This window comes from Methanosarcina sp. DH2, from assembly GCF_020804225.1.
Lineage (GTDB): Archaea > Halobacteriota > Methanosarcinia > Methanosarcinales > Methanosarcinaceae > Methanosarcina.
The window spans coordinates 213,974-227,157 of sequence record NZ_WJBI01000001.1 but is presented as its reverse complement, the minus strand read 5'-3'; the positions used below and the strand labels follow the sequence as shown (position 1 = coordinate 227,157).

The window sequence follows — 13,184 nt, the reverse complement described above, 5'->3', positions numbered from 1 at the left end:
GTATCCCCAGAAATATGTAGTTTTAAAAAATGCCGGAGAATTTCTGAATTTGAAAAAGAGCGACCAAGGAACCAGACTGCCGGAAAGAAGGACCGGCAGCATATCGCAGCATATTATACTGCAGGAAGTAGGAAGAGATGGAATCTTCACTTATTGATCTTGTTTTCCGCTCCGATAAAAGAAAAAACCTTCTTATACTGCTGGATAGCGGCTCAAAAAATATTGATGAAATCAGGGATGAACTGGATGTTACTGCCACGTCAATCCTTCCCCAGATAAAGAAATTGATAGATAGTGATCTCATCGTCCAGGAAGACCGGATGTATAAGCTCACGGTACTTGGAGAGTTCATAATCAAAAAGGTAAAGCCGCTGATCAGTGCCCTTGAGGTAGTGGAAAAAAACAACTGTTACTGGACAGGGCATGACCTGAATTCAATCCCCCGCCATCTTCTTGAAAGAATCTCGGAGCTTGGAGACTGCACCCTGATAGAGCCGGACCTGAACCACATTTATGAACCTTCCCAGAAGATCATTGACAGTATGGCCAATGCAAAAATAGCTTCGACTTTTGCTTCTTATTTCAACCCTGCCTATCTGCCTCTTTACGTTGAGCTTGGCAGAAAAGATGCTGAACTCTCTCTTAATTTTACGCAGTCTGTCTGGGACCATCTCTCAAACGAGCACTCAGAGATGATAAAAGAGCTAATGGGCATGGATAATGTGAGCCTTTATATCTCAAAAGAGGGAATAAAAATATCCGAAATTACAGTGACTGAAAAAATAATGCTCCTTGGGCTCTTTGATAGAAATGGAAAGTTCGACCAGCAATTTATTATGAGTTTTGAACCTGCTGCCCTGCGGTGGGGCCAGGAATTGTTTGATTATTTCAAGAGACTTTCCAAACTGGTAAATAAGATATAACTTAAAAATGGTGTAAAAGAGAAAAGGTACAGATGAACCTTCCGACTGATTTTAAATATAAATGATGTTTTAGTTATCAGGTATATGAAAGTGTATAAGTAAAAGTTTTGCTGGAGTAAGAGTTTTGTCGGATAAAAGCCAAGAATGAGAGGGCATTCGAAATAAAAAAATGAAAAATAATTATATATCTTATAGTAGTAGTTTGTTACGCAAAAAATGGCAATTTTAAGAATGTCCCTACAGTTATTAACCTGTAAGTACCTTTTCCATAAATGATAATGGCAGGGAGAAAGGTAAAGAAGTGTATAAACTTCTGGTATAGAGATATATACAATGTTAGATATAACAGGATGAAAAAATAAGAGAGGGAATCAGATGGAGTCATCATTACTGGATGTTCTCTTTCTTTCAGAAAAAAGGAAAAACCTCCTTCTGTTGCTTCTGGACGGGCCCAAGACTATCGAAGAGATTAAAAACACACTCGATGTACGCTCAAGCCCGATAATGACCCAGATAAAGATCCTGGTGAAGCAGGATTTAATTATTGAAACTAACAGGCTTTACAAACTTTCCAGTATCGGAGAGATTCTTGTCCCCAAGATGAAAGCAATTCTCGAAACTTTTAATGTTTTCGATAAAAACCACGATTACTGGATAAATCAGGATATGACATCAATTCCTCCTGAGTTTCTGGACAGCATAGGAAAGCTTGGAGATTATATTGAAGTAAACCCTGACCGGAACCATGTGTTCGAGTACCCAAAAGAAGTTGTTAAGCACCTTTCCGAATCCGAGAAGGTAATGATCTCATCTTCATTTTTCCTTCCGATCTATCCTTCTCTCTGTATAGAACTTGCCGCAAAGGGAACGGATATTACCCTTGTATTCACAGAGTACGTCTATGACAGGATGCTCAACGACTACAAAAAAGAGCTTGAACACTTCCTGAATTTAAAATACACCAAATTGTATGTATGCAATAACAACAATATGAAAATCGCATCAAGCATAGTTACAGAGAAATTTATGGCTCTGTCCCTCTTTTGCAATAGCGGGATCTATTACAACCATAACCTGGTAAGTTTTGATGAAAGCGCACTTAAATGGGGAAAAGAACTTTTTGATCATTATAAAGGCGTGGCAAGGCCTATTACAAGGGTTTGAAAGAAATCTTTCCTCTATTAAATTCTTCCTTCTATTAAAATTTTAGGTTGAAAATAACTCTTAAATATATTAGCTCTTAAACAGATTGGCTTTTAAAGGGTGCTTTCCCTGCAAGCAGTCGAGATTTACTTTTTCTAAAAGAGCATTATTACAATATCCCGTAATGCCTTTTTTTGCAGGCGTTCATAAAGAGCCTGAGACTTTGATCTGTAAACGGATAGTATGGGTCATTCCGATCTTTTTTATTACTGGTTAACCCTGAAACTCTGCCCGACCACGCAGAAGTTAGATATACGCAGAAAAAAACAGCCCTTTTAACAGTCCTTTTAAAAAAAGGAGAAAAAAAGTTTTTCAGTTCACTCTGATTGTAACATTCATTTCCGGAGTGTCTTTTACAGTGAAAAGGTAAGTCCCCGGACTGGTAAAGGTATAGCTGTAAGGGACTCTGTAAGCCAGTTCCTGATCCGGAAAGAGATCTTCTTCGCTTACCAGGACATAAGCTCCCTGCCTTTTCTTACTCCACCAGGAGACTGTATCTCCTGCCGAAATATCCAGTTCTGAACGTGTTACTGATTGCGTTGTTGCATTATAGTACTCAAGGTAGATAATATGATTTTCTCCAGATCCTGAAGCAACATTTTCCTGCGGTACATTTTCTTGCGGTTCAGCTGTGGCGGCTTCTGAATCATTGGACTCTTCGGTCACAGGCTCCGCTCCGTCCTCAGAACAACCTGAGGCAAGTAAGAACACAAATACCAGAAGTAAAACCAGAATTTTCCCTTTCATGAATATCACCATCTTTTAGTCTTTATTAATAAGTTAATTTATATTCATTATCTTTTTGATAGATTTAAGAGATTGGTGAGAAAAACAGAAGAAATAAGAGATAAAAATAGAAGTTAAACAGAAAATAAAAGAATTCTAGAGCTTTGAAATCAAAAGATCTGGTACAAAAGATAGTAAGGGAAAAGCAGGATATAAAAAACCGTAAAGATAAAGACACAATGAATCTGAAATAAATGATCTAAGAATAATCAAAATTAAAAGTTTACGTCCCGACTGAGACTTGAACTCAGGTCTAAGGCTCCGCAGGCCTCAAGGATATCCACTACCCTATCGGGACGCAAGCGAGCACCACTGATAAGCACATTCTAGAATATAAACTTTGTTACTGAAAAAATAGCTGAACCTGCAATGCATCTTTCTGTTTTCTCTGAAAAGTGCGTAAAAAAACCTATTTCCACGGCTTCAATATCAATAAAGATTAAATGCAACAAGTTCGTTTTTATAATTTATGTCAATGACCATAGGCCTTGCAGGAAAGCCCAATGCGGGCAAATCCACTTTCTTTAAAGCGGCTACCCTTGCAGATGTCGAAATTGCAAATTATCCTTTCACAACTATCAATGCCAACCACGGCGTCACATATGTTCGGACTGAGTGCCCATGTAAGGAGAAGGAAAAAACGTGCGGGAAGTGCGCGGACGGAGTCAGGCTTGTTCCTATTGACATTATAGACGTTGCAGGGCTTGTACCGGACGCATGCAAAGGGAGAGGGCTTGGAAATACGTTCCTGGATGAACTCAGGCAGGCCCAGGCAATAGTTCACGTTGTAGATGCCTCAGGCGGGACAGACTGTGAGGGCAATCCTGTAGAAGTAGGAGACCATGATCCACTTGAAGATGTGGTTTTCCTGAACAGGGAAATTACAATGTGGCTCTATGGGATTCTGGAAAGAAATTGGGTGAAGCTTTCCAGAAAGATCCAGGCAGAAGGGCTCAAGCTTGAAGTAGTAATTTCAGAGCAGCTTGCAGGAGCAGGAATAAAGGAATCTCACGTAAGTGCTGCCTTAATGGACACAGGGCTTGCAAGGACAGATCATATTAAATGGACTGAAGAGGATATGATCCGGCTCTGTGATACTATGAGAGAGGTCAGCAAACCCCTGCTTATCGCTGCAAATAAGGCAGATATTGCCCCAAGAGAAAACCTGGATAAACTAAGAGAACTTGACAGGATAGTAGTACCTACCAGTGCAGCAGCCGAACTGGCTTTGAAATCAGCGGCAAAGAGCGGGATAATCGGGTATGTGCCAGGAGACAGCAACTTCGAGGTGCTTACAGAGGAACTTACAAAAGCCCAGAAGAAAGGTCTTGAAGCTATCCATAAAGTAATTGAACGGCTTGGCACCACCGGTATTCAGGAGTGTATAAACAGGACTGTCTTCGAGCTTCTGGACCTTATTGTGGTATATCCTGTAGAAGATGAAGGAAAATGGTCCGACAAAGTAGGGAATATGCTTCCTGATGCTTATCTTATGAAAAGAGGGTCCACCTGCCGTGACCTTGCATACCAGATCCATACCGAGATCGGAGATCGGTTCCTCTATGCGGTGGATGCAAGAACAAGACTCAGGCTTGGGGAAAAGCACGAACTGAAAAATGGGGATGTAATTAAGATTGTATCTACTGCAAAGTAACCTGCGGTAAAACAAGCCGAAAAGACTACATATACGGGAAAGACCTGAAGCTTGAGATGAAAAATGAAAAACAAATCCCGGGCCATTTAAGGCTTTTTGTAGAAGGAACACTCAATGGACCTGCTTTTATTTGGTCATCCTCTTTATGAGAGGTACCTGGCCTGGCAAATAACGAGATCAACTACAAAGACCCCGGTGCATGTAGCTATCATACTCAAGGAAACCGACCTCCTTGAACACAAAGGAATTGAAAAGCTCCTGACTGCGATCCTTACGTTCAGAAGGTTTAAGGTAGAACTCGTAAGCATCTATGTGGACATTCTTAAGGCTGACCAGTCGGTGAAAACCGAGATTGCATCGACACTTGGAGCCAGGCTGGAAGAATATTTCATAGACCTCCCTTCCGGGACAGGCTATGAAATATATGGACTTGAAGGTGAAGTAAAAAGTAGCCGGCAGAGCAGGGATTTTTTTGTATATGTATCACTTGGTTTCGGAGGAAGAGGAGAAATAACCAGGGCTGTAATTTCTATTCTTGAGGAGGTTAAGGCGGGGCATACCAGACCTGGAGAAGTAGACGAAAAAATGCTTGAATCACACCTTCTTGTCAAGCATGAACCTGACATAATGATCCGTTCGGGCGGTCAGAAGCTTTCGGATTTCCTTGTCTGGCAGTCCGTATATTCGGAACTGTATTTTACGGACGTCAACTGGAACGATGTGAGAAGAATAGACCTTCTGAGAGTGATAAGAGATTTCCAAAAAAGGCAGAGAAGGTACGGAAAGTGAGAGAAGATGGAGTTTGGAGAAAAAACCGGAAATTTGCGTTATGTTATTATTGTATGCCCTAAATGCAGGCAGCATGCCCAGATAACCGAAACCGGAAAGAAAACTCTTAGATGTCAGCACTGTGGAGCCCTTCTTCAGGCGCGGAAACTCAGAATATTCGGTTCTTTCGAAAAGTTATCCGAAGCTGTGGACTTCAGGGCCCATCTTCAGGCTGAACTTTCCGGAAAAGGAAAAGAAACTTTTTCCCTGAAAACCTTTCCGAAAGAAACCGAAAGCTCAGGCTCCGGAGGTCAAGCCACAAAAAAAATAGCTCAACTTCCAGTGTCCGGAACTTCTTCTGGAAGTACAGCAGCTAAAAAAGACCAGAAATCAATTCTGAGTGAAATCCTTAAAGCTTCAGATGGAAAAATGAAAATCGAAGAGCTTCGTGAAAGAGCTCTGGAGAAAGGGGTAAGTGAGGAAAGATTCGAGACAATTATGAAGAAACTCCTGGAAACAGGAGAACTTTACTCTCCAGAACCTGGGGTTGTAAAAATGATATAACTATAAGTAGTCTGACCGGTTAATCAATAATTAATTGATTATAAACAGTGTGATGATTATTATTGAAAATTTCTATTAGAACTTATTAGTGATATCTCTTTCCAGGAATTTGTTACTGATGGTTCATTACTGATAATTTATTATTGATAGTCTTGTGCCAGGAATTTATTATTCGTAAATTTACCTATTAAAATTGTCATTCTAACTGGCTGCCACTTTAAATGACCTGCGATGTAATAAAAGAAAAAAAGAAAAAGTTAATAAAAAGTTAATAAAAAGTTAATAAAAAGTTAATAAAAAGTTAATAAAAAGTTGCTAAGAAAATAATAAAAGGTTACTAAAGGACATTTTGTTATCAGGAAAGTTCTCATTTCCAAGTTCTCAGCAACAGTAATTATGAAGCTAAATAAGACAAACTTATATTAAGTACGAAAAGATTTACTATAATTGAGTATTTAAAAGCAGGACTGAATCCGTTTTGTGCTGTCGAGAAATAGCAAATTAGATTCAAAAATAATTATTGATCCGGAACTTCCTGTAAAACTCGTAGAGACGTCCCGGAAACTGCTTATTAAAACTCTACTGAAACCACTTAGTTTACTCATTGAGACCACTCACAATATTCAATTTGTGGTCTTTGTGGTTTTATCACGATTATCCATAAAGTTTACGAAATTAATACAGGGTATAACGGTGTTATAAACATGATGGATCCGCAAATAGAGAGAAAACTCATTGAAATCATGAGGGTGATTCACGAAAGTGACAAACCTATAGGTGCCCGGGCCATAGCCGACGAACTGAACAACCGGGGCTATGATATAGGAGAGAGGGCTGTCCGCTACCACCTGAGGATCCTAGATGAGAGAGGGTTTACACACAAACATGGATATGCCGGGCGTACGCTTACGGATCTTGGAGAAAGCGAAATGAATGATGCCCTTATAGGTGACCGTTTTGGCTTTGTAATATCCAGAATCGAAGAGATGGCGTTCAGGACCACATATAACCCCGAAACAGACAAAGGCGACGTCGTAGTAAATATCTCTTATTTTGATAAGGACGACTTTGAAACTGTTATAAATTTGATTTCTTATACGGCCCATTCAGGATATATGATAAGCCCGAGAGTAAGAATCTTTGAAGAAGGCTCCGACCCTGAAATACCCCTTCCCTCGGGGAAAATAGGAATTGCTACGGTGTGCAGTGTCACTTTTGATGGGCTTCTCCTGAAAGCAGGCGTCCCGGTAGAGCCCGCCTATGGAGGAATACTCCAGATAGAAAACAGAAAACCGGCACGTTTTCTTGACCTGATCTCCTACAGCGGAACGTCTATTGACCCTATAAAGATTTTTATGAATAGGGCTCCTACATCAGTTCTTGAAGTACTTGAGAAAGGGGAAGGAAAAATTCTTGCCAATATGCGGCAGATAAATGCCTCTGCTTATGATATGACAGGAGAGATTTTGAAAAGGGCAGAAAAAGTGGGTCTGGCAGGCTGCATTACTACAGGAGAAATTGACGAATTTTTACTTGGAGCCCCGGTTGAAACCGGAAAGTTCGGAGTTGCAGTAGTGGGAGGAATTAACGGGATCTGTGCCCTTGAGGAAACAGGAATTGAAATTGAAACAAACCCGATTTCCACTGTACTGGATTACCGAACAATGTCAGAAATATAAACCGGGTAATACGAACCGGGTAATACGAACCGGGAAATACAAACCGGGGAATATAAACCGGCTACGTATAGAAAGATAATCAAAAATGCCGAAAACGTGAGATGGGGAGATGCTCAGGCTGACAATACTATATGACAACGAAGCATGCCCTGGTTTCACAGGAAGCTGGGGATTTTCGGCTCTACTTGAAACAGGCAGAGAAACCCTTCTATTCGACACCGGATGGGATGGGACTCTGCTACTGAAGCATATGGAGAAAACTGGAATTGGTCCTGCCTGTATAGATAAACTGGTCCTTTCCCATCAGCACTGGGACCATATAGGCGGTCTACCCGAGATCCTTTGCGCAAATCCCGGACTCACGGTATATGTTCCTTCATCCTTTTCAGAGAATCTCAAAAGGGAAATTAAGAAGAGGGCTGACCTTGTAGAGATAAAGGAAGCAATAAAAATATCTGATGGGATCTGGAGCACAGGAGAACTGGGAGATAAAATAAAAGAACAGTCTCTTGTCCTTGACACAGAAAACGGGTCCTATGTGCTTACAGGCTGCGCTCACCCGGGCATTGATGCAATCATGGATGCTGCTCTTTTTCATGGGAATATTAAAGGAATTATTGGAGGGCTTCATAATAGCGAGAAGTTTGAGAGGCTTAAAGAGATGGAACTGATAGCAGCCGGACACTGCACGGCTCATAAAGAAAAAATAAAGAGCGCTTTTCCCTCAAAATATACGGAAACTCGGGCTGGCATGCGCTTTGAACTCCATTAAGAGTGACACGCTCCTTTTCCGAAAAATATTCTATTTCAAATCGTTATTTTTGTTTTAAACAGCTACTTTCGTTTCAAGTAGCTACTCTCGTTTCAAAAAATCATTTCTGCTTAAGAGAAATTACTTTCGTTCAGTCCTATAGTGATTTCAGTTTTTGTTTTCTATATTAGATAGCCCTTAACTTAACCCTTCAATTTTAAAAGAGGTCACGGAGACATTTAGGAACATATGGTTAGAAATACAATGTCCTCCAACAAGAATAAAGGAACTTGTGCAGATAACCGGAGATCAGATAGAATTGCCAGAATACTCTGATCTTTGCTATTATTTCTGCCGTACATAATAGAAATTACATATTATAGTATATTAAAAAGGCGCACTTCGAACGGCTACTTCTCGGATACGGAGAAAGAAACAGGGGAAACCGTATCTAAAATGAGATTAAGGGAGAAACATCGATGCTGAAGATAGAAGACCTGACTGTAGAGGTCAACGGAAAAACTTTGCTTCATGACGTGAACCTCGAAGTTGAAAAAGGGTATACAAACGTGCTTTTCGGACCAAACGGAGCCGGAAAGTCAGCCCTCATGAGGACAATCATGGGCTTTAGCGAGTACAGGATTGTGAAAGGCAGTATACTGTTCAATGGAGAAGATATTACAAATCTTCCAGTAGATGAAAGAGCCCGCCGTGGGCTGGGTATCATGATGCAGCGCCCGCCGGATATGTCAGGAATTAAACTGAGGGACCTTGTAAAAGTAGCATCGAAAGGAAAAAAGGACCCTGAAAAACTTGCCGAAAACCTTGATATGAACCGCTTCCTGGACAGGGACGTAAATGTGGGCTTTTCAGGAGGGGAAATCAAACGCTCCGAGCTTCTGCAGCTTGCAGCCCAGGACCCAAGCCTCTACCTGCTGGACGAACCCGAGTCCGGAGTAGACCTTGTAAGCATAGAACAGGTAGGATTGACAATAAAAGGACTGCTCGACATAGGGATAGACTGCCCTGGAGAAAGGTGCAAAAAGGGAAAATCAGCCCTTATTATTACCCACACAGGCCAGGTCCTGGATTATATACAGGCAGATAGAGGATATATTCTCTGTAACGGGACGGTCATGTGCTCAGGAAACCCCCTGAAAATGCTGGAAGAAATAAAAAACAAAGGGTACCAGGAGTGTATTACATGCAGACTGATGAAATGAGCCTTAAAAAGAGAGCTGAAAGCGCAACTGAGAAAAAAGCGGCTTACGGAGAGGATTTTGAACTGGAAAAATATGAAGAAGGCTCCAAGGTCAGCAAGCCTATTGAAGACCTCCGGACTCTTGACGAGGAAAGCAAAAGGACCCTGCTTCAGGTAGGGGTGATCCCGAGCGAAGAGGGCAGATCAGGCAGTTTTCTGGTACTGGATAATGCAGTCTCGCATTCTTCACTGAAAGATGAGAATGTGGAACTAATGTCCACGCATAAAGCCATGGAAAAATATGAGTGGCTCAAAGATTACTCCTGGAAACTGGTGCAGGTGGACGCTGACAAGTACACTGCAAAGACCTACCTTGAAGATGCGGACGGCTACTTTATCCGGGTGCCTGCTGGAAAGAAATCCGCCATGCCTGTCCAGACCTGCCTTATGCTGGGAAGCAAAAAGGTATCCCAAACAGTGCATAATATTATAATCGTCGAGGAAGGAGCAAGTCTTGACATAATCACAGGCTGTACCTCCAAAAAAGGAGTGGAGGAGGGGCTGCATATGGGGATTTCCGAGATGTACGTAAAGAAAGGTGCCACCCTGAATTTCACAATGATCCACAACTGGGCTGAACAGATCGGAGTCCGCCCGAGGACAGTTGTCCATGTGGAAGAAGGAGGGACTTACGTAAGCAATTACATTTGCCTGAAACCCGTACGCTCCGTACAGACATACCCGACTGTCAGGCTCGAAGGTAAGGGAGCAGTAACCAGGCTCAATACCATAGCAATTGCGCACCCAGGCTCCGTACTTGACCTCGGAAGCAGGGCCATTTTCAATGCCCCTGGAACGAGAGCCGAACTAATTTCGAGAACGATTACCATCGGTGGGAGGCTGATTGCACGAGGTGAGATGATAGGCAATGCAAAGGGCGCAAAAGGGCACCTTGAATGTAAAGGGCTTGTCCTTACTGACAAAGGGAGCCAGCTCGCAATTCCTATCCTTGAGGCAAATGTGGATGACATCGAGCTTACTCATGAAGCAGCCGTAGGAAAAATTGCCAAAGACCAGGTCGAGTATCTGATGGCAAGAGGGCTTACCGAAGAAGAAGCCGTCGGAATGATTATAAGGGGTTTTCTGGACGTTGGGATAAGGGGAATCCCGGAAGAGTTAAAGAACGAAATAGAAAACACAATTACACAGACAGCTTTCGGAATGTAAGTCAGATAGGCGGGGAAACTGCAATGTTTCCCTCGACAAGCTGCTATCCGGAAAAAACCTGCCTTCAAAAGGGGAAGTGGAGAGCCTATGGGAGAGACATGGAGAAGAAGGCAGGTTTTTCCGGTCAGGTATAGTTTAATAGAAAAAAAGGGTGTGTGGATCCGGCAGGGGAAAAGGAGAAACCTGCCGGCATCTTGTGGAGTATATGTAGATTTTAATGAGCCGAAAGCATATTTAAAATCAGGTTTCTTTGTGGAAAAAACCTCAAAGCAAGCAAGCTCATTAAACCTTAGTTTGCAGATTGGATAGGGAGTATAAAAATATTGCTGTACAATTGATTTTAGAAAAAATAAAATGCAAAAATTCCCAGGGATCTATCTTTTTTCTTTAAAATTTATTATAGAAGAGAAACTATTTAGTGAGAAAAAAGTTTCGGAAAGATTCCTGTTCTCATAGGTGAGAGTTATGGGAAAATTAAATATAAAAAAAATAGAAATTTTAAGTTTTTTCTACTGGTTGAAGAGATTATGACAAATAAAAAATCCTCACCATGAACGATGATTTGTTTCTAAGAATATAAAGCCCGATCATCTTTTAAAAAACAGTCTTACATACTTAAAGTATCAATACTGACAGACTTAATGAAAAATAAGAATTTATAATAATGTATATTATTTATCAGAGTATTACAAGAGGAATTTAATGATTGAAGAAAAGGACAGGACTTTAAAAGAAAAGAGTCTGGAGAAGGCCCCAACAGGCATAAACGGTCTGGATGATATCACTTATGGAGGGCTGCCTAAGGGTCGCACAACCCTGGTATACGGGAGTGCAGGCTCAGGAAAGACCCTTATGGCAATGGAGTTTCTGGTCAAGGGAGCTCAAAAGTACGGCGAGCCGGGCGTCTTTATGGCTTTTGAGGAAACAGCTGAGGATCTGGCCGAGAATTTTGCATCTCTTGGGTTCGATCTGGACGGCATGGAATCCAGGGACAGGCTGCTGGTTGATCATGTCCACATTGATAAGAGCGAGATAGAGGAAACAGGCGAGTACGACCTGGAAGGCCTGTTTATAAGGCTTGGCCTGGCAATAGATTCCATAGGCGCAAAACGTGTAGCTCTGGACACATTAGAAGTTCTGTTCTCAGGGTTCCAGAATGAAGCCATACTGCGCTCTGAGCTTCGCAGACTTTTCCGCTGGCTGAAGGATAGGGGTGTAACAGCCATAGTTACCGGGGAACGCGGAGAAGCATCCCTTACCAGATACGGGCTTGAAGAATATGTTGCAGACTGTGTTATCCTCCTGGATAACAGGATGGAGGAACAGATATCAACCAGGCGCCTGAGGATTATTAAGTACAGGGGCTCGAAACACGGCACCAACGAGTACCCCTTCCTGATAGAGGAAGACGGAATATCGGTCCTGCCTATCACTTCACTGAGCCTGGAACACGAGGTGTCTACAGAGAGGATATCAACAGGCATATCGCGTCTGGATACAATGCTTGGAGGGCAGGGTTACTATCGCGGCACCACCGTACTGGTCTCAGGAACAGCCGGCACAGGCAAGACCAGTTTTGCAGCTCAGTTCTGTAAAGCTGCCTGCGAAAGAGGAGAGCGCTGCCTGTATTTCGCATTCGAGGAGTCTCCAGACCAGATAACCAGAAACATGAAATCCATTGGGATAAAACTCCAGCCCTACCTGGATTCCGGACTTATGCAGATACATGCCTCAAGGCCCATGGCTTACGGCCTGGAAATGCACCTAATGGGCATGCGCAAGATCCTGGACACTTTTAACCCGGATGTCATTGTCATAGATCCTATCACAAACCTTATCAGTGCAGGTACTGAGATCGATGTTAAGCTCATGCTCACAAGACTTATCGACTACCTGAAGCTCAAAAACATTACCGCTATATGTACCAGCCTTGTGCAACGCGAGAGTACCGAGGGCATTAATGCTCAGGAAATATCCTCTCTCATGGATACCTGGATTAACCTCCGCTTCTTTGAGAGTAATAACGAGCGTAACCGTGGCATCTCTGTTGTTAAGGCAAGAGGCATGGCGCACTCAAACCAGATCAGGGAGTACATGCTGACTAACCACGGAATAGAGATTCGGGATGTGTACCTGGGACCTTCAGGAGGTCTGCTTATGGGTTCGTCCAGAGATATCCAGGAAGCTAAGGAAACAGCCGAAATTGCAGCTCAAAGTAAGAATGCTGCGCGCAGGAAGAGAGAACTGGAGAGCAAGCTCAAATCTCTGGATGCCCAGATAACAGCATTGAACTCTGAGTTTGAGGTGCAGAAAGAAGAACTGGATAAGCTCAGCTCTGAGGAAGCACTCAGAAGTAATGCGCTAGCCAAAGACAGAAGCGAGATGGCTAGAATAAGAAGGGCCGACTTACACTAGACGAACAGCGGAG

General features: G+C 42.3%; 11 protein-coding genes and 1 tRNA gene. 10 read left to right on the top strand and 2 right to left on the bottom strand.

What is annotated here, in order from left to right:
- The first annotated feature begins 137 nt into the window (after nucleotides 1-137).
- Nucleotides 138-923: a winged helix-turn-helix domain-containing protein gene (locus FXV91_RS00960; RefSeq protein WP_229387437.1), complete on the top strand. Its 786-nt coding sequence runs from the start codon at nucleotides 138-140 to the stop codon at nucleotides 921-923.
- 375 nt (nucleotides 924-1,298) lie between these two features.
- Complete coding sequence (locus FXV91_RS00955) at nucleotides 1,299-2,087, top strand: winged helix-turn-helix domain-containing protein (protein WP_229387435.1); 789 nt, start codon at nucleotides 1,299-1,301, stop codon at nucleotides 2,085-2,087.
- A 351-nt stretch (nucleotides 2,088-2,438) separates the two neighbouring features.
- Here FXV91_RS00955 and FXV91_RS00950 read toward each other — a convergent pair whose 3' ends face one another.
- Nucleotides 2,439-2,873, bottom strand: a complete 435-nt coding sequence (locus FXV91_RS00950) for a cell surface lipoprotein (RefSeq protein WP_229387433.1) — start codon at nucleotides 2,871-2,873, stop codon at nucleotides 2,439-2,441.
- A gap of 265 nt (nucleotides 2,874-3,138) precedes the next feature.
- A tRNA-Arg gene (locus tag FXV91_RS00945) sits at nucleotides 3,139-3,210 on the bottom strand.
- Nucleotides 3,211-3,381: 171 nt separating this feature from the next.
- Here FXV91_RS00945 and FXV91_RS00940 point away from each other — a divergent pair.
- From FXV91_RS00940 to kaiC, 8 genes are all read left to right on the top strand, one after another.
- Nucleotides 3,382-4,566 (top strand): redox-regulated ATPase YchF, encoded by a 1,185-nt coding sequence (locus tag FXV91_RS00940; RefSeq protein WP_229387431.1) that lies wholly within the window; start codon nucleotides 3,382-3,384, stop codon nucleotides 4,564-4,566.
- 114 nt (nucleotides 4,567-4,680) lie between these two features.
- Nucleotides 4,681-5,355 carry an undecaprenyl diphosphate synthase family protein gene (locus FXV91_RS00935; RefSeq protein WP_229387429.1) on the top strand — a complete coding sequence of 225 codons (675 nt, stop codon included), beginning with the start codon at nucleotides 4,681-4,683 and terminating at the stop codon, nucleotides 5,353-5,355.
- 6 nt (nucleotides 5,356-5,361) lie between these two features.
- Nucleotides 5,362-5,898: a hypothetical protein gene (locus FXV91_RS00930; protein ID WP_229387427.1), complete on the top strand. Its 537-nt coding sequence runs from the start codon at nucleotides 5,362-5,364 to the stop codon at nucleotides 5,896-5,898.
- A 704-nt stretch (nucleotides 5,899-6,602) separates the two neighbouring features.
- The gene (locus tag FXV91_RS00925) at nucleotides 6,603-7,577 is read left to right on the top strand and encodes a DUF128 domain-containing protein (protein WP_229387425.1); all 975 of its coding nucleotides are present in this window, start codon (nucleotides 6,603-6,605) and stop codon (nucleotides 7,575-7,577) included.
- Nucleotides 7,578-7,686: 109 nt separating this feature from the next.
- Nucleotides 7,687-8,349, top strand: coding sequence for an MBL fold metallo-hydrolase (locus tag FXV91_RS00920; protein ID WP_229387423.1), 663 nt, complete (start codon nucleotides 7,687-7,689; stop codon nucleotides 8,347-8,349).
- Nucleotides 8,350-8,807: 458 nt separating this feature from the next.
- On the top strand, nucleotides 8,808-9,551 hold the full coding sequence (locus tag FXV91_RS00915; protein WP_229387421.1) for an ABC transporter ATP-binding protein: 744 nt from the start codon (nucleotides 8,808-8,810) through the stop codon (nucleotides 9,549-9,551).
- Nucleotides 9,533-10,756 carry a SufD family Fe-S cluster assembly protein gene (locus FXV91_RS00910; protein ID WP_229387419.1) on the top strand — a complete coding sequence of 408 codons (1,224 nt, stop codon included), beginning with the start codon at nucleotides 9,533-9,535 and terminating at the stop codon, nucleotides 10,754-10,756. The genes FXV91_RS00915 and FXV91_RS00910 overlap by 19 nt, the downstream gene beginning before the upstream one ends.
- 702 nt (nucleotides 10,757-11,458) lie before the next feature.
- Nucleotides 11,459-13,171, top strand: a complete 1,713-nt coding sequence (kaiC, locus tag FXV91_RS00905) for a circadian clock protein KaiC (RefSeq protein WP_229387417.1) — start codon at nucleotides 11,459-11,461, stop codon at nucleotides 13,169-13,171.
- The last annotated feature ends 13 nt before the right edge of the window (nucleotides 13,172-13,184 follow it).